Consider the following 17,363-nt stretch of genomic DNA (forward strand, 5'->3'; position numbering starts at 1 on the left):
GGGTTTGATGCAGCGCTGACACAAGGACGGATTCCCGGAATCAGCCGTAGGGAATTACCATGACGCGCTACCGTCATCTGTGGGCTTTGCCGCACCTGCTGCTGCCCGCCTCGCTTCTGCTGCTCGGCAGCTCACCCGCCACGGCGGCCTGTACGCTAGTCGCTGGCCCCGGCAATGACAACTTTACCTGCGACAGCGGCAGCAGCGGCCCGCTGACCGACCTCGCGGGCAATAACAGCCTCACCTTGCCGGCCAATGGCACCGGGCAAATCAACGGCAATGTGACGTTCGGCGCCGGCACTGACCGGGTCGAGGTCAACTCAGGGGTGATCACGGGCGCCGTCAGCCAGGGCAACGGCATCGACGACTTTGTCATGAGCGGCGGTTCGATCGGCTCTCTGGCGCAGGGCGACAGCCGCGACACCTTCCTGATGACCGGCGGCACCATCGTTGGCGCTTTCGAGGATGGCGATGTTGCACGCATGACCGGTGGCACCATCGGCCGCGTCGACATGAAGCTCGATAACAATATTTTCGACATGTCCGGCGGGCAGATTCTCGGCAATCTGGTCACCGGATTCGGCACCGACACCATCATCGTTTCCGGCGGGCGCATCGGTGGCAACATCAGCGTCAGCGGCGGCAACGACAGCATCACCGTGACCGGCGGCGAAATCGTCGGCGAGATCCGCGCCAGCGTCGGCGATGACCGGTTTGTCTGGGACGGCGGCGGGGTCATTCGTTCGGCGGTTCTGCTCGATGTTGGCAATGACACCGCAACGCTGCGTAATCTCGACGACAGTCTTCTCACGCTGACGCCGAGCGTCGATGGCGGTGTCGGCAACGACGTACTGACCTTCGACAACACGCGCACGGCGCTTCCCGCGCGCTTCACCAACTGGGAAACGGTCAACCTGAGCAATGCCGCGCAACTCGACCTCGGTTCCGCCAGCCTGGTGCTGGGCGACGCCGGCACGGGCACGGGCGTGCTGAACATCGATGCAAGCAGTTCGCTGTATTCGACCCAGGGCGCAGTGTCCCCCGCCGTGGCCGGGCAGGCAGTGACCTTGAACAACGCAGGCGTCATCGATCTCACCCGTGGCAACAGCCGCGCCGATGACACGCTGACCGTGCAAGGCAACTATGTCGGCAACAATGGCCAGTTGTTGCTGCAGAGCGTCGTCGCTGGCGATGACTCACCGAGTGACAAACTGGTGGTCAACAATGGCAGCCTCAGCGGTGCGACGGTGATCAGCGTGAGCAATCTCGGCGGCGCGGGTGGGCTGACCCAGGCCAATGGCATTCAACTGGTGCAGGCCCAAGGCAGCACGGTCAGCAGCAATAACGCCTTTACCCTCAATGGCCCGATTTCCGCCGGCGCCTACGATTACTACCTGTTCAAGGGCGGCGTCACTGCCGGCACCGAGAACAGCTGGTACCTGCGCTCTGCCGTGGTCGCGCCGCAAGTGGTTGCCGTGCCAAACCCCGACCCGAGGCTGCCACCGATTCTGGTACCGGTGGTTGCCGTGCCGGTTGCGGCCATCGCCCCGGCTGGCAGCCCGCCGTTACCGGTGTTGCCTGCCGCCGTGGCTGGGGCCGAGCCGATTCCGTTGTACCGTCCGGAAGTGCCGACCTGGTCGGTGTTGCCCCCCGCCGCCGCGCAACTCACGCTGAATGCACTGGGCACGTTCCACGACCGTCAGGGCGACCAACGCCTGCTCAATGAGACCGGGGCGTTCGGCGCCGGATGGGGCCGGGTCTATGGGAAGAACTTCGATCAGCGTTGGGCCGGCACCGTCACGCCGCGCCTGGACGGCTCGCTCAATGGCTTTCAGGTCGGCAATGATCTGTACAGCTCGCTGACCGCCGGTGGGCAGACGCAACGCCTCGGTTTCTTCGTCGGCCACAGTCGTTTGCAAGGCGACGTCGATGGATTCAATGAAGGCTTCGAGAACAACAGCGCCGGCGAAATCAAACTCGAAGGCGACAGCTACGGCGTGTACTGGACCTTGGTCGATCCGTATGGCTGGTACATCGACACCGTAGTGATGGGCACCCGATTCGATGGCGACAACCGCTCCGACCGTGGCGTCAAACTGGACAACCGCGGGCATGCACTGACGCTGTCGGCAGAGGCCGGCTATCCGTTCCCCATCAACGACACGTGGGTAGTCGAACCGCAGACTCAGGTCATCCACCAGAAAATCTCCCTCGACAGCCAGGACGACGGCATCTCGCGGGTCTCGTTCGACTCCGACGGCGCCTGGACCGGACGCCTCGGCGCACGGCTCAAGGGTCGCTATCAGGTCAGTGGTCTACCAGTGGAACCGTATCTGCGGGCTAACCTGTGGCACACCTTTTCCGGTACCGACTCGGTGACATTCGGCGACACAGATGTCATCAGCAGCGAACAGAAATCTTCCACGGCCGATATCGGCCTCGGCGTCATAGTGACACTCGACCGTGCCGTGAGCGTGTACGCGAGTACCGATTACAGCCGCAATATTGACAGTAATGACCTGCGTGGCGTGGCCGGCACTCTCGGCGTGCGCATCAGTTGGTAGACCTTCCGTCGGACATAAAACCGCTCTAACACGAGGCCTGCAAAACGATTTTCCATACAAACAACCACTTAGTTATGTGCAGAAAAACAAACACTTGCCAATCCTCTTTGGCCACTACCGTTCATCGTCCAATTTCTTGACGCGCGCCTCGCACTCTTCTTATCTCTACCTTACTACCCCCGGAATCACTACCCGGAACGAGCCTTCGGACACTCGCGAAATCGAGCGGCCACGGTTTGTCCCGCTCCATTCGGTCGCCCCTCGTTCGGGGTAGGAGAGACGCCACATCGAGATGTCGCATGCGCTTGCAAGGTAGACCTCCATGAAAATTTCATTCACCCCACACGAGATCAAAATCACTTTCTGCACAGTGTCGAGTTCCATCTTGCTGTGCTCATCCATGGAGGCGCAGGCCGGCCCTGCGGCGGATGAAACCACGCCGTGGTATCGCGCGGACGTACCGGTGATGACCTTGCCCGCCACGGTCATCACCCCCGATCAGCAGCGCTTCAGCCCGCGGCCCGACCTGCGCGGCGCCAACCTGATCACTGAAGATCTCGCCCCCGGCGCCTGGGACCAGCTCTACGGCCGCAGCGCCCGGCAAGCGCAAACCGACGTGTTGTCTTCGGGTTTTGCCACACCCGGCAGCGGCGAGTTCAAAGGCCCCGCCGTCCTGACTCTGCAAAGCGGCAGCGGCCATACCCAGACCATCGGCCTGATCGGCGGCCTCAATCAGATTCAAGCCAACGGCAACGGCTTGCTCACCAGTCGCGCCCTCGACGACCCGACCACCGACACCCTCAACCTGCAAGGCCAGAGCCTCGGCGCCTATTACAGCCTGACCGGCGCCCAAGGCTGGCACGTCGATCTGTCGGCCAGCGGCGGCCGCGTCAGCGGTTTCAGTCGCAACGAACAAGGCGCGCGGCAAGCCACCGAAGGCAGCGCGATGACCTTCTCGGTCGAAGGCGGCTTCCCGATTGGCTTGAGTGAAAACTGGGTGGTCGAACCGCAGGCACAATTGATCAACCAGCGCATCACGCTCGACACGCCCTATGCCGGTTCCGGCAATGCCTCATCGACGGATCTCAGCGCCTGGAGCGGTCGCGTCGGCGCCCGTTTGAAAGGCAGTTACGATTTGAATGGCCTGCCGGTCGAACCCTATGTGCGCACCAACCTCTGGCACACGGTGTACACCGGCAACACGGTGACACTGGATCAGGTCGACAAGATCAGCAGCAGCCGCAAATCCTCGACAGTGGAGTTGGGCTTGGGCCTGGTGGCGCGGATGACGCCTTCAGTGAGTTTGTATGTCAGCGCCGATTACAGCAGCGATGTCGATGACAATGATTTGAATGGTCTGATCGGCAGCCTTGGCGTGCGGATGCGTTGGTAGCGTTTGGCTTGGCGGCGATAGTGTTTGTGCTGACGCCATCGCGAGCAGGCTCACTCCTACAAGGGGAACGCATTCCAAGTGTAGGAGTGAGCCTGCTCGCGATGGCAGCAACTCGGTACTGGATCAACCCTCTGGTTTGAGGATCAACACCGCCAGCGGTGGCAGATTCAGCTCCAGCGACAACGCCTGCCCATGGCTCGGCACTTCTTCGGTCTGCGCCCCGCCGCCGTTGCCATAATTCGACCCGGCATAAATCCCTGCATCGCTGTTGAGCAACTCGGTCCAGCGCCCGGCAAACGGCACACCGACGCGATACGACTGACGCGGCACCGGGGTAAAGTTGGCCACGACCACCACCGGTTTACCGTCCTTGCTCCAGCGCAGCCAGGCGTAAACGCTGTTGATCGCATCATCGCCAATCAACCACTGGAACCCCTGCGGCGCGTCATCCTGATCGTGCAGCGCTGGCTCCTCGCGGTACAGCCGGTTAAGGTCGCCAACCAGTTTCTGTACGCCCTTGTGCTCGGAATACTGCAGCAGATACCAATCCAGCTGCTGATCGTGATTCCACTCGCGCCACTGGCCAAACTCGCAGCCCATGAACAACAACTTCTTGCCCGGATGCGTCCACATGAAGCTCAGGTAAGCGCGCAGGTTGGCAAATTTCTGCCAGCGATCGCCGGGCATCTTGTCGATCAGCGAATGCTTGCCGTGCACCACTTCGTCGTGGGAGATCGGCAGGATAAAACGCTCGGACCAGGCGTAGACCAGGCCAAAACTCAGTTCATTGTGATGATGCGCGCGGTACACCGGATCCTGCTGAATGTAGTGCAGCGAATCGTGCATCCAGCCCATGTTCCACTTGTAGGCGAACCCCAGACCGCCCTGCTGAGTGCTTTGGCTGACACCCGGCCACGCGGTGGATTCTTCAGCGATGACCAGCGCACCCGGCGCTTCCAGCTCGACGACGTCGTTCAAGTGCCGCAAGAAATCGATGGCTTCGAGATTCTCGCGCCCACCATGACGGTTCGGCACCCACTCGCCAGCCTTGCGCGAATAGTCGCGATAGAGCATCGAAGCCACGGCATCGACGCGCAGGCCGTCGACGTGGAAATGCTTCAACCAGTGCAGCCCGGAAGCGAGCATGTAACCGTGCACTTCGGTGCGCCCGAGGTTATAGATCAGCGTGTCCCAGTCCTGATGAAAGCCTTCCAGCGGGTTGCCGTATTCGTACAACGCCGTGCCGTCGAATTGCGCCAGCCCGTGGGTGTCGGTGGGGAAATGCGCGGGTACCCAGTCGAGGATCACGCCGATTTCGGCCCGGTGGCAGGCGTCGACGAATTCGGCGAACTGCGCCGGCGAGCCATACCGCGCGCTCGGCGCGAATTGCGAAAGCAACTGATAACCCCAGGAACCACCGAACGGGTGTTCCATGATCGGCATCAGTTCGATGTGGGTGAAACCGAGTTCCTTCACATAGGGAATCAGCCGTTCCGCCAGTTCTGGCCAGCTGTACTGGCGCGCCACTTCGCCGAGATCATCCAGCTCGCATTGCCACGAACCGGCGTGCAATTCGTAGATCGACAGCGGTGCTGAATGCTTCTGGCGCTCGCGGCGACTGTTCATCCAGTCGTGATCCTGCCAGTCGATCTGCAGCGGCTCGGCGACTTTCGACGCGGTATCCGGCGGCAGGCTGGTGGCCAGCGCCATCGGGTCGGCCTTCAGCGGCAGAATCCCGTGGGCGCCGAGGATTTCGTATTTGTACAACTCGCCCGCTTGCAGCCGTGGAATGAACAACTCCCAGACCCCGGACGGATGCCGCAGGCGCATCGGATGGCGACGGCCGTCCCAGACGTTGAAATCCCCGACCACCGACACGCGCCGGGCATTCGGCGCCCACACGGCGAACCGCACGCCGTCGACGCCATCGACGGTTTTCAACTGCGCGCCGAGGCAAGCGCTGAGGTCGCGGTGATTGCCCTCGGCGAATAGATACAAATCCATTTCACCGAGCAACTGGCCGAAGCTATACGGGTCTTCTGCCACCTGCTCGCCACCGGCCCAGCGCGTGCGCAACTGATACGGTCGCGCCTGCTCGAAATGACCGACAAACAACCCCGGCGTTTCCGCCTGTTGCAGCGGACCGCGTTCTTCGCCGCTGTCTTTGTCCAGCACGACAACGCTCAACGCACCCGGAAGATAGGCGCGAATGAATTGCCCGCCAGCGCCATCGCCGTGCGGGCCAAGAATGGAAAAAGGGTCCTGGTGTTCAGCACGCACCAAGGCATCGATATCTTTCGCCGAGGGCAGCAATGCTTCTTTGACCTGTCCCTGTTCCTTGTTCGAGAAACTCATGACTACTCTCCACCAAGATCGGAAAAGGGTTTAAGCCCCGTCAATAACCCATACAAACCGTGCAACGGCACGGGCAGCCACGTGGGGCGATTTTCGGCTTCATAGGCCACTTCATAGGCCGCCTTCTCCAGACCGAACAATGCCAGCGCAGCGTCGGCCCCTTCAGGATCTTGCCAGGCATGCTCAAGACTAGCTGCCGCGCGGCGATATGCCTCGACAAATGCTTCTCGCGCTTCACGCAAATAGCGTTGCGCCACCCGACGACGCGCGTCTTCGGACTCGGCACCGTGATCGACGTTGTGCACGTTGATGGTCATCGCCGCCGCGTAATCGAACGAGCGCAGCACGCCACTGACATCCTTGTACGGACTGTGTTTGCCACGGCGCTCGCTCAATGGCCGCGCCGGCTCGCCCTCGAAGTCGATCAGGTAGGCATCGCCCTTGATCACCAGCACCTGCCCCAGATGCAGGTCGCCGTGAACGCGAATGCGCAAACCGCCGACGGCTTTTTTCGCCAGATCCTGCACGTGATCGAGGATGGTTTTTTTCTCGTCGAGCAGGCGTTTGACCAGTTTCTGATCCGCCGCACCGAGTTCGCTCTGATGCTGCTTGAGCAGCTTCAGCGCATGCTCGACTTGCGCGGCAACGTCCTTGCCGGAAGCCTGCATATCCTTAGCGGTCGACACTTGCGGGGCGAAGTCGGCGTTGTCCGTCGCTGTCGCCAGTACCTGATGCATTTCGCCCAGACGCTGGCCGAGCATGCCGGCAAAATCCTTCAATTCGCCCAAGGCGTTGTAATGCTGTTCCTGCTCGGACATGGCATCGGCGAGTTCATCGCGCAGCGCTCGTTCGAGGTTGTTCTGCGTCCATTCCCAGGCATCGCCCTGATTGCTCAGGTAACCCTGGGCGATCATCAGCAGATTGTCTTGGCCCTGAGCGTCACGGCGAATCACCGAACCGAGCAAGGGTGAAATATTGCCGAAGCCCGCCTCGGTCAGATACGCACTCATCTCCAGTTCCGGGTGAACGCCAGAGGCGACTTTGCGGATCAGTTTCAGCACCAGACTGTTGCCGATCACCACTGAACTGTTGGATTGCTCGGCGGACAGGTAACGCACTTGCGACTCGTCGCCGAGGCCGAGTTTTTCCAGCTGCGGCGTCGGTGCGAAACGGATTTCACCTTCGCTGGATTCCAGCACCGTGTGGTTCTGCATGCCTTGCAGCACCGCGCGAATAAACGCTTCGAGGCTGAACGCATCAGTGATCAAACCGACCTGACGCACGCGACGCACACGTGACAACGCCAGTTGCTGCGGCAACGCCGGGCCGACCTGATCTTCCGCAATGAAGCCGAACGGCAGTTGATAACGGCTGGTCTGGCCGCCACTGCTGACTTCGATTTCGCTGAGCAGCACTGGATGCTGGGCATCGCCGAAGCGCACGCCATAAGCCAGATGGACTTTATCGATGGCCGCGTCCTTGCCGGCAAACCAGCGGCGGTTTTGCAGCCAGCTCGGCAGGATGTGTTGCTCCAGCGTCGTGCAGGACGGCGCTTCGAGCAGCTCTTCCATGCGTTTTTTCAGTACCAGCGTGGTGAAGTCCGGCAGGCTCTGCGCCGGTTCGACGTGCCAGCTCGGCATCTGGTTTTCGCTGGCCAGCGCAAACCAATAGAAACCGTACGGCGCCAGGGTCAGGAGGAAATTCAACTGGCCAATCGGCGGGAAGGCATTACCGCCCAGCATCTCCACCGGCACCATGCCGACGTACGCCGACAGGTCCAGTTCCGCCGCTTGCGCGCTGCGCGAGACGTTAGCCACGCAGAGGATGATTTCGTGCTTGCCATCGGCGTCGGTGAATTCGCGGGTGTAGGCGAGAATCCGGCGATTGCTCGGCGAGAGCATTTTCAGCGTGCCGCGACCGAACGCCTTCGACTGCTTGCGCACGGCGAGCATGCGCCGCGTCCAGTTGAGCAGCGAATGCGGGTCACCGGCCTGGGTTTCGACGTTGACCGAGAGATAGCCGTATTGCGGGTCCATGATCGGCGGCAACACCAGGCTGGCCGGGTCGGCACGGGAGAAGCCGCCATTGCGGTCGATCGACCATTGCATCGGCGTGCGCACGCCATCGCGGTCGCCGAGGTAGATGTTGTCGCCCATGCCGATTTCATCGCCGTAATACAACGTCGGCGTGCCCGGCATCGACAGCAGCAGGCTGTTGAGCAACTCGACACGGCGACGGTCGCGTTCCATCAGCGGCGCCAGACGCCGGCGGATGCCGAGATTGATCCGCGCGCGACGGTCAGCGGCGTAGTAATTCCACAGGTAGTCACGCTCTTTGTCGGTGACCATTTCCAGGGTCAATTCATCGTGGTTACGGAGGAAAATCGCCCATTGGCAGTTGGCAGGAATTTCCGGGGTCTGGCGCAAGATATCGGTGATCGGAAAGCGGTCTTCCTGCGCCAGCGCCATGTACATGCGCGGCATCAGCGGAAAGTGGAACGCCATGTGGCATTCATCGCCATTCAGGCCTTTGGCATCGGTGTCGCCGAAATACAGCTGAGTGTCTTCAGGCCATTGGTTGGCCTCGGCGAGCAGCATGCGGTCGGGGTAATTGGCGTCGATCTCGGCGCGAATCTGCTTGAGGACGTCGTGGGTCTCGGGAAGGTTTTCGTTGTTGGTGCCGTCACGCTCGATCAGGTACGGAATGGCGTCGAGACGCAGGCCGTCGATGCCCATGTCGAGCCAGTAACGCATCACCGACAGCACCGCTTTCATCACTTGCGGATTGTCGAAATTCAGGTCGGGCTGGTGCGAATAAAAACGGTGCCAGAAGTACTGGCCCGCGACCGGGTCCCAGGTCCAGTTGGATTTCTCCGTGTCGAGAAAAATGATCCGCGTGCCGTCGTATTTCTGGTCGTCATCCGACCACACATAGAAGTCCCGCGCAGCCGAGCCGGGTTTGGCCTTGCGCGCACGCTGGAACCACGGATGCTGGTCAGAGGTGTGGTTGATCACCAGCTCAGTGATCACCCGCAAGCCGCGCTTGTGCGCCTCGGCGATGAAGCGCTTGGCATCGGCCATGGTTCCGTAATCGCTGTGCACGCCACGGTATTCGGCAATGTCGTAGCCGTCATCGCGGCGCGGCGATGGGTAGAACGGCAAGAGCCAGATGGTGTTGACGCCGAGTTCGGCGATGTAATCGAGTTTGGCGATCAGACCGGGAAAGTCGCCGATCCCGTCGTTGTTGGAGTCGAAAAACGATTTGACGTGAACTTGATAGATCACCGCGTCCTTGTACCAGAGCGGGTCTTTGATGAAGGTGGCTGCCTTGGGTTTCTTCGCCATGTGAAACTCCTGCTGAATTCTTTAGAAGCGTCCCACGATGATCGTTCCCACGCTCTGCGTGGGAATGCCGCCATGGACGCTCTGCGTCCGATTTTGGGACGCAGAGCGTCCCGGGATGCATTCCCACGCAGAGCGTGGGAACGATCATTACGTAGTGGTGATTCGCCAGATGCCGAACGGCTGGTACGCCGGGTCAATGCGCATGAATTGGTACTTGCCATGCCAGTCCCAGCGATGGCCGTTCATCAAGTCCTCGCCATGGGTCGTCGCATCGTCCGGCAAACCCATCTCCCACAACGGCAGTTCAAAATTCGCCTCCTGCACGTTATGCGGATCAAGGCTCACCGCGACCAGAATGAAATTGCTGCCGTCGGCACTGCGTTTGCCGAAGTAGAGAATGTTGTCGTTCCAGGCGTTGTAGACCTTCAGGCCCAAATGCGTGTGCAACGCCGGGTTCTGCCGACGAATACGATTGAGCTGGGCGATCTCGGCAATGATGTTGCCCGGTGCGGTGAAGTCGCGAATGCGAATCTCGTACTTCTCCGAATCGAGGTATTCCTCCTTGCCCGGCACCGGCGCCGCTTCACACAGCTCGAACCCGGAATACATGCCCCACAACCCTGATCCCATGGTCGCCAGCGCCGCACGGATGAGAAAACCCGGACGTCCCGACTCATGCAGGAACGCCGGGTTGATGTCGGGCGTGTTGACGAAGAAGTTCGGCCGGTAGCACTCGCGCCACGGCGATTCATTCAGTTCGGTCAGATACGTCGCCAGTTCGGCCTTGGTGTTGCGCCAGGTGAAATAGGTGTAGCTCTGCGTGTAACCGACCTTGCCGAGGCGCGCCATCATCGCCGGGGTGGTGAAGGCTTCTGCGAGGAAGATCACTTCCGGGTATAGCGCGCGCACATCGGCGATCAGCCATTGCCAGAACGGCAGTGGCTTGGTGTGCGGGTTGTCGACGCGAAAGATCTTCACGCCCTCTTCAACCCAGCCAATGACGATGTCACGCAGCTCGACCCAGAGACTCGGAATGGCGTCCGGCGCGTAGAAGTCGACATTGACGATGTCCTGATATTTCTTCGGCGGGTTTTCCGCGTATTTGATCGTGCCGTCCGGGCGCCAGTTGAACCAGCCCGGATGCTGCTTGAGCCACGGGTGATCCTGGGAACACTGAATGGCGAAATCGAGGGCGATCTCCAGTCCATGATCGGCAGCCGCCGCCACCAGCCGGCGAAAGTCTTCGCGAGTGCCGAGTTGCGAGTGAATCGCCTCGTGGCCGCCCTCCTCGCTACCAATCGCGTAGGGGCTGCCGGGATCGTCCGGGCCGGCGGTCAGGGAGTTGTTGCGGCCCTTGCGGTGTGCGCGGCCAATCGGGTGAATCGGCGTGAAATACAGCACGTCGAAACCCATGTCCTGAATCATCGGCAAGCGTGAATGCACGTCATTGAAGGTGCCGTGACGGCGCGGATCATCGGTGATCGAGCGGGGAAACAGCTCGTACCAACTGGCGAACTCGGCCAGTTCGCGCTCGACATCCATAGGGAATTCGGCGCTGACACTCAGATAGGCGCGGTGATCGGCCTCAGCCATCAATTGCGCACTGCGCGAGTGCAGAAACAGCGCCACCTGCTCGGTTTCGAGCAGGCCGGAGAGCTCATGGTGCAAAGCGGCCAAGTGCTCGCTGAGTTGACCTTCACTGCGCTCGGCGGCCTGTTGCACCATGCTGCGGCCTTCCTGCAGCTCCAGTGAAACCGGTACGGCAGCGTTGTGTTTCTTCTCCAGTTCATACTGGAAACTGGCGAAATGGTCGATCCACGCCTCGATGCAATAGAGGAAACGCCCCTGATGTTCAGGGCGGAATTGGCCTTGCCAGCCATTGTTGCCCTGATCGGACATGACCTCGCTCTGCCAGGTCTCTTCGCCTTCTTCGCGCCAACGAATGCGTACAGCCAGCTTGTCGTGACCGTCGGCGAACACCTTGCTGGTGACGATCACCGCACGCCCGGCAATCGACTTCACGGCAAACTGCCCGCCATCAAGGGTCGGCATGGTGTTTTCGATGGCGATACGCGGCAGCAGCAACGCCTGCGACAGCGGCATGTGTGGGTTGTAGCTCAGCTCTGAGGGTTTTTCAGCAGTCATTGAGCATCTCTCCTTAACGCCCCAAGGACGCTCTTGTGCCGGATCGGTATTCGCAACGAAGCGCCTGCCCCGCAATGAACTCACTTAGGTTCCGAGCGACCGCCGCCGGGAAAAGTTCAGATGAAATTGCCGTGACACAAAAGCGGATCGAATTACGCGCTGGGTGGTCAATCCACTTAAGCACTTCTCACGCCATGTGCCACACGGAGGTCATCAGATGAATATCCCGATCCCGGCGGAAACGCCCGATCCGAACATCGACAAACCCACCCTGCCGGAGACGGAACCGCAGCCGGTTCCCGAGCAGGAACCACCGGGCACCACGCCACCGCCCAAGGAAGAACCACCAACGACGATGCCACCAGTCATCGTCTAACTGATCGTTCCCACGCTCCGCGTGGGAATGCAGCCCGGGACGCTCCGCGTCCCAAAGCGGACGCGGAGCGTCCATTGAGGCATTCCCACGCAGAGCGTGGGAACGATCAACGTGGCAACGATCAGTCAGTGATCATCAGTCTTCTCCTCCTCTTTTTCGAAGAGTTTTACGATGCGCGGCATCACGCTGAAAATCCCCAGCGCCAGCAAGGTACTGAGCAACGCCGTGGCTTCCTTGCCCAATCCCGCCGCGACACCAATAGCCGCCGTCATCCACAGCCCGGCCGCCGTGGTCAGGCCTTTGACGTGACCTTCATCACCCTCATGATTTTTCAGAATCGTCCCGGCGCCAAGAAAACCGATCCCGGCGATCACCCCCTGCAGCACCCGACTCATCGCATCGGACTCCGCCCCTGACGTTTGCGGCACCAGCACAAACAACGCCGCGCCGAGCGCCACCAACATATGCGTGCGCACCCCGGCTGCCTTGCCCTTGTGCTCGCGTTCGAACCCGAGAATTCCGCCAAGCACCGCTGCCATCAACAGCCGCACGGTAATCCGCGTCAGTTGCGAAGCATCGCCAATGTCGGCGAATTCCACTTGCAGGGTTTCCCACACTTCATGCCACCACGCGTTCATCGTGCAGTCCTTGTTATTGGCTCGATAGATGATGGACAGCGGCGACCATTAATCAGTTGCGCAGAACGATCGGCGCAGCGTGTGCCCTAACCTTGCAGACCTCCCTGAAAAAAGGACTGCCCCATGCCCCTTCGAGTCGATGAAAGCAATCCCGAACAGAAAGTGTGTTTTTTCACTGTCGAAAATGGCGAGGAAATTCGCATCTGCGACACCCTGGAAGTCCGCACCGATAGCGAAAAATCCATGTCGTTCGTGGAAATAGAAGGTCGGCGCGTTTACGTCACCGAATCCGAAGCCGACGCCTTGACCGTTGCTGGCGCGAAGGACGGTCGCAAACACCTGAAGGCTGACGAGAGTGATTCGGTGATTTGACTGACCTTGGTCAACACCCCGCGCAAACGTCTGCGATAGGCGTTTGCGCCCGTGCCTGCGGGCTGCTTCAAGTTGTCGCAGGCGCTGTGAAAAAGCGCATCTGATACGCTTTTTATTGAAATACCTGAGTCTGTTATGCAAACAGATCGACGCTCATAGTGCTCTGGCCTGATGGAGGCTGATGAGCGAATAACCATGAGCGAACAAATCCCCGTCCGAACCGTAGAAGCATCTCCCACGATAAAAAGTGTGCCCGCACGCCCAATGAAGGCGACGGCCAAATCCAGCGACAATCAAATTCACACCCGCAGCTTCACCGGCCTGTTTCGCACGCTGCGCATGAGCGGTGCGGGATTTCTGTTTGTGCTGTTTTTCGGCACCGTGTGGCTGAACTGGGGTGGACGCCAGGCGGTGCTCTGGGACCTTTCCGAAAGCAAATTCCACATCTTCGGCGCGACCTTCTGGCCACAGGATTTCATTCTGCTCTCGGCCCTGCTGATCATTGCCGCGTTCGGCCTGTTCGCCATCACCGTGTTCGCCGGACGGGTCTGGTGCGGCTACACCTGCCCGCAGAGCTCGTGGACGTGGATTTTCATGTGGTGCGAGAAGATCACCGAGGGCGAGCGCAACCAGCGGATCAAACTGCAAGCGGCGCCGTGGGGCCTCAACAAACTGGCGCGGCGTGCGGCCAAGCACACGCTGTGGCTGGCGATCAGCGTACTGACCGGCCTGACCTTCGTCGGCTACTTCACACCGATCCGGCCACTGGCCGAAGAGCTGCTGACCTTGCAGATCGGCGGCGTCAGCCTGTTCTGGGTGCTGTTTTTCACCGCCGCCACTTACATCAACGCCGGCTGGCTACGCGAAGCGGTGTGCATGCACATGTGCCCGTATGCGCGCTTCCAGAGCGTGATGTTCGACAAGGACACCCTGGCGATTTCCTACGACGTCGCCCGGGGCGAAAATCGTGGCCCGCGCAAACGTGATGTAAAACCGCTCGAAGCCGGCCTCGGCGATTGCATCGATTGCCATTTGTGCGTGCAGGTCTGCCCGACCGGCATCGACATCCGCGACGGCTTGCAGATGGAATGCATCGGTTGCGCCGCGTGCATCGACGCCTGCGATTCGATCATGGACAAGATGAACTACCCGCGCGGCTTGATCCGCTACAGCTCCGAGCGCGAATTGCAGGGTGGCAAGACGCACCTGCTGCGGCCACGATTGATCGGCTACACCGTGGTGCTGCTGGCGATGATCGGTGCACTCGCGTTGGCGCTGGTTGAACGGCCAATGGTCTCGCTGGACGTGACCAAGGATCGCGGATTATTCCGTGAGAACGGTCAGGGCCAGATCGAGAACATCTATAGCCTGAAAGTCATCAACAAGACCCAACAACGCCAGGATTACAACTTGAGTCTGGTTGACGGTGAAGGCTTCCAGTTGCAAGGCAAGACCGAACTGAGCCTAGCGCCAGGCGAAATTGTCGACGTGCCGGTGTCGGTGGCAATGACCACCGAGCGCCCGAGCAGCAGTTCGCAGACCTTGAGCTTCAAGATCGCTGACAGCGATGAACCAGACATCTACAGCGTGGCGAAGAGCAGGTTTGTGGCGCCGATGAATCGTTGAGCCGTTAGAATCCTTTCCCCTCACCCCAGCCCTCTCCCAGGGGTAGAGGGGGCCGACCGAGGTGTCTGTCGCTATACATCGACCTGACAGACCGAGTTGATTATGGATTCGCCAAAGCACTTTCCGGCCGAATCGATTATGGATTCAGCAAAGTACTGTCAGGTCGGTGTAGTTCACAAGCATCCCGCAATCAGTCCCCTCTCCCTCCGGGAGAGGGCTAGGGTGAGGGGCTTTTTACCTGACACTCACAATCAACCAGCACCAAGGCTCCTCGATGAAACGCTACGAAAAATTCGCCGACGACATCGCTGAACTGATCCGCTCCGGCGTGCTGGGCCCCGGCCAGCGCGTGCCTTCGGTGCGCTACGCCAGCCAGACCTACGGCGTCAGCCCGTCCACGGTGTTCCAGGCCTATTACCTGCTCGAACGTCGCGGCCTGATCCGTGCGCGGCCGCGCTCCGGCTACTTCGTCAACACCCACGCGCCAAGCCCGTTCTCGGAGCCGGTGATCAGCAGCCACGTCAACGACTCCACTGAAGTCGACGTCAGCGAATTGGTGTTCTCTGTTCTTGAGTCGATCAAGGACCCAAACACCGTACCGTTCGGCTCGGCGTTCCCCAGCCCGACGCTGTTCCCGCTGCAACGCCTGTCGCGCTCGCTGGCCAGTGCCGCGCGGGAAATGGACCCACGCATGGTCGTCACCGACATGTCGCCGGGCAACCCGCAACTGCGCCGACAGATCGCCCTGCGCTACATGGTCGGCGGGCTGATGTTGCCGATGGAAGAACTGCTGATCACCAACGGCGCCCTCGAAGCACTGAACCTGTGCCTGCAAGCCGTGACCGAACCCGGCGACCTGGTGGCCATCGAAGCCCCAGCGTTCTACGCCAGCCTGCAAGTGCTCGAACGGCTGAAACTCAAAGCCGTGGAAATCCCCGTGCACCCGCGCGACGGCATCGACCTTGGCGTCCTCGCGCAAACCCTGGAACGCCACCCGATCAAGGCCTGCTGGTGCATGACCAGTTTCCAGAACCCGATGGGCGCAACCATGCCCGAGGCGAAGAAACAGGAACTGGTCGAACTGCTACGCCGCCATCAGGTGCCGCTGATCGAAGACGACGTCTACGCCGAACTCTATTACGGCCAACAGGCACCGAAACCGGCCAAGGCCTTCGACACTGAAGGCCTGGTGATGCATTGCGGCTCGTTCGCCAAAAGCCTCGCCCCCGGCTACCGCATCGGCTGGGTCGCCGCCGGGCGTTATGCGCAGAAAATCGAGCGCCTGAAACTGATGACCTCGCTGTGCGCCTCGATGCCGGCGCAAGCGGCGATTGCCGACTATCTGCAACATGGCGGCTATGACCGTCACCTGCGCAAACTGCGCTATGCGCTGGAAGAACAGCAAAGCGCGATGCTCGCCGCGATCGCGCGTTATTTCCCGGCACAGACGCGGGTCAGCCAACCGGCCGGCGGTTACTTCTTGTGGCTGGAATTACCGCCGCAGATGGATTCATTGAAGTTGTTTCAGATGGCACTGGCGCAAGGCATCAGCATTGCGCCGGGACCGATATTCTCGCCGACGCAGCGGTTCAGAAATTGTATTCGCCTGAATTACGGCAGCCCCTGGACCGAGGATTCGGAAAAGGCCATGGAGACGTTGGGGCGGATTGTGCGGTCGTTCTGACAGATTATTGCTGCCCCGTCAGAAGCTATCGCGAGCAGGCTCCCTCCTACAGGGGAACGCATTCCAATTGTAGGAGTGAGCCTGCTCGCGATGAGGTCCGAGCGGTCACCGCTGAATTAACGCCCGCCCCCCAAATCGACAAACGTCCCGGTCGCATACGAAGCCTTGTCCGACAGCAACCAGACAATCGCCTCCGCCACCTCATCCGGCCGCCCCCCACGGGCCATCGGAATCGCCGACTCAAGTTTGCTGACCCGATCCGGATCGCCGCTCAACGCGTGGAAATCGGTGTAGATGAACCCCGGGCGCACCGCGTTGACGCGAATGCCCTCGCCCGCGACTTCCTTGGACAGACCGATGGTGAAGGTGTCGAGCGCGCCTTTCGAAGCGGCGTAGTCGACGTACTCATTCGGTGAACCCAGACGTGAAGCCACCGACGACACATTGACGATACTGCCGCCCTGCCCGCCATGTTTGGGCGACATGCGCAGGATCGCGTGCTTGGCACAGAGAATCGGCGCGAGGACATTGGTCTTCATGATTTTGAGAATACGGAATTCGGACATTTCATCGACCCGCGATTTATGTCCGACGGTGCCGGCGTTGTTCACCAGTGCGGTGACGCGGCCCAGTTCGCTGTCGACCCGCTGGAACAGCGCAATCACTTCGTCTTCGATGCTGACATCGGCGCGTACGGCGATGGCTTGTGCCCCCAGCGCGCGGACTTGTTCGAGCACGCTTTGCGCGGCCTGTTCGTCTTGCTGGTAGTTGATGCAGATCCGATAGCCCTGCTCGGCAGCCAACAACGCCGTAGCGGCACCAATCCCGCGCCCGCCACCGGTGATCACAATGACTCTATCCATGCT

Annotated in this window: 11 protein-coding genes; 6 read left to right on the plus strand and 5 right to left on the minus strand. The window is 60.6% G+C overall.

The window, feature by feature from the left end; translation table 11 throughout:
• Positions 1 to 59: 59 nt before the first annotated feature.
• Both QOL84_RS06365 and QOL84_RS06370 read left to right on the plus strand, forming a co-directional pair.
• Positions 60 to 2,564, plus strand: coding sequence for an autotransporter family protein (locus QOL84_RS06365; RefSeq protein WP_283436610.1), 2,505 nt, complete (start codon positions 60 to 62; stop codon positions 2,562 to 2,564).
• A 322-nt stretch (positions 2,565 to 2,886) separates the two neighbouring features.
• A complete protein-coding gene (locus QOL84_RS06370) occupies positions 2,887 to 3,957 on the plus strand; it encodes an autotransporter domain-containing protein (RefSeq protein WP_283436611.1) in 1,071 nt (356 codons plus the stop codon).
• Between the two features lie 123 nt (positions 3,958 to 4,080).
• Here QOL84_RS06370 and glgB read toward each other — a convergent pair whose 3' ends face one another.
• From glgB to QOL84_RS06385, 3 genes are all read right to left on the minus strand, one after another.
• On the minus strand, positions 4,081 to 6,312 hold the full coding sequence (gene glgB / locus QOL84_RS06375; protein ID WP_283436612.1) for a 1,4-alpha-glucan branching protein GlgB: 2,232 nt from the start codon (positions 6,310 to 6,312) through the stop codon (positions 4,081 to 4,083).
• A gap of 2 nt (positions 6,313 to 6,314) precedes the next feature.
• Positions 6,315 to 9,656, minus strand: a complete 3,342-nt coding sequence (gene treS / locus QOL84_RS06380; RefSeq protein WP_283436613.1) for a maltose alpha-D-glucosyltransferase — start codon at positions 9,654 to 9,656, stop codon at positions 6,315 to 6,317.
• Between the two features lie 147 nt (positions 9,657 to 9,803).
• Positions 9,804 to 11,801 carry an alpha-1,4-glucan--maltose-1-phosphate maltosyltransferase gene (locus tag QOL84_RS06385; RefSeq protein ID WP_283436614.1) on the minus strand — a complete coding sequence of 666 codons (1,998 nt, stop codon included), beginning with the start codon at positions 11,799 to 11,801 and terminating at the stop codon, positions 9,804 to 9,806.
• A gap of 217 nt (positions 11,802 to 12,018) precedes the next feature.
• Here QOL84_RS06385 and QOL84_RS06390 point away from each other — a divergent pair, with 217 nt between their 5' ends.
• Positions 12,019 to 12,177: a hypothetical protein gene (locus QOL84_RS06390; RefSeq protein WP_007966757.1), complete on the plus strand. Its 159-nt coding sequence runs from the start codon at positions 12,019 to 12,021 to the stop codon at positions 12,175 to 12,177.
• A gap of 125 nt (positions 12,178 to 12,302) precedes the next feature.
• On the opposite strand, the gene QOL84_RS06395 is transcribed toward QOL84_RS06390, so the two are convergent.
• Positions 12,303 to 12,815 carry an MgtC/SapB family protein gene (locus QOL84_RS06395; protein ID WP_283436615.1) on the minus strand — a complete coding sequence of 171 codons (513 nt, stop codon included), beginning with the start codon at positions 12,813 to 12,815 and terminating at the stop codon, positions 12,303 to 12,305.
• Between the two features lie 123 nt (positions 12,816 to 12,938).
• On the opposite strand from QOL84_RS06395, the gene QOL84_RS06400 reads away from it, so the two are divergent.
• From QOL84_RS06400 to mapR, 3 genes are all read left to right on the plus strand, one after another.
• On the plus strand, positions 12,939 to 13,187 hold the full coding sequence (locus tag QOL84_RS06400; protein WP_283436616.1) for a DUF3203 family protein: 249 nt from the start codon (positions 12,939 to 12,941) through the stop codon (positions 13,185 to 13,187).
• Between the two features lie 195 nt (positions 13,188 to 13,382).
• Positions 13,383 to 14,813 carry a cytochrome c oxidase accessory protein CcoG gene (ccoG, locus tag QOL84_RS06405; RefSeq protein WP_283436617.1) on the plus strand — a complete coding sequence of 477 codons (1,431 nt, stop codon included), beginning with the start codon at positions 13,383 to 13,385 and terminating at the stop codon, positions 14,811 to 14,813.
• A gap of 274 nt (positions 14,814 to 15,087) precedes the next feature.
• A complete protein-coding gene (gene mapR / locus QOL84_RS06410) occupies positions 15,088 to 16,497 on the plus strand; it encodes a GntR family transcriptional regulator MpaR (RefSeq protein ID WP_129393444.1) in 1,410 nt (469 codons plus the stop codon).
• A gap of 116 nt (positions 16,498 to 16,613) precedes the next feature.
• On the opposite strand, the gene QOL84_RS06415 is transcribed toward mapR, so the two are convergent.
• Positions 16,614 to 17,360: an SDR family oxidoreductase gene (locus tag QOL84_RS06415; RefSeq protein WP_283436618.1), complete on the minus strand. Its 747-nt coding sequence runs from the start codon at positions 17,358 to 17,360 to the stop codon at positions 16,614 to 16,616.
• Positions 17,361 to 17,363 lie beyond the last annotated feature (3 nt).

This window comes from Pseudomonas helmanticensis, assembly GCF_900182985.1.
GTDB classification, from domain to species: Bacteria; Pseudomonadota; Gammaproteobacteria; order Pseudomonadales; family Pseudomonadaceae; genus Aquipseudomonas; species Aquipseudomonas helmanticensis.

Bases quoted from the DNA above. Each gene is read 5' to 3' on its own strand.
- QOL84_RS06385 (WP_283436614.1), bottom strand. From the start codon at position 11,801: ATGACTGCTGAAAAACCCTCAGAGCTGAGCTACAACCCACACATGCCG.
- QOL84_RS06370 (WP_283436611.1), top strand. From the start codon at position 2,887: ATGAAAATTTCATTCACCCCACACGAGATCAAAATCACTTTCTGCACA.
- glgB (WP_283436612.1), bottom strand. From the start codon at position 6,312: ATGAGTTTCTCGAACAAGGAACAGGGACAGGTCAAAGAAGCATTGCTG.
- treS (WP_283436613.1), bottom strand. From the start codon at position 9,656: ATGGCGAAGAAACCCAAGGCAGCCACCTTCATCAAAGACCCGCTCTGG.
- QOL84_RS06395 (WP_283436615.1), bottom strand. From the start codon at position 12,815: ATGAACGCGTGGTGGCATGAAGTGTGGGAAACCCTGCAAGTGGAATTC.
- mapR (WP_129393444.1), top strand. From the start codon at position 15,088: ATGAAACGCTACGAAAAATTCGCCGACGACATCGCTGAACTGATCCGC.
- QOL84_RS06390 (WP_007966757.1), top strand. From the start codon at position 12,019: ATGAATATCCCGATCCCGGCGGAAACGCCCGATCCGAACATCGACAAA.
- ccoG (WP_283436617.1), top strand. From the start codon at position 13,383: ATGAGCGAACAAATCCCCGTCCGAACCGTAGAAGCATCTCCCACGATA.
- QOL84_RS06415 (WP_283436618.1), bottom strand. From the start codon at position 17,360: ATGGATAGAGTCATTGTGATCACCGGTGGCGGGCGCGGGATTGGTGCC.
- QOL84_RS06365 (WP_283436610.1), top strand. From the start codon at position 60: ATGACGCGCTACCGTCATCTGTGGGCTTTGCCGCACCTGCTGCTGCCC.
- QOL84_RS06400 (WP_283436616.1), top strand. From the start codon at position 12,939: ATGCCCCTTCGAGTCGATGAAAGCAATCCCGAACAGAAAGTGTGTTTT.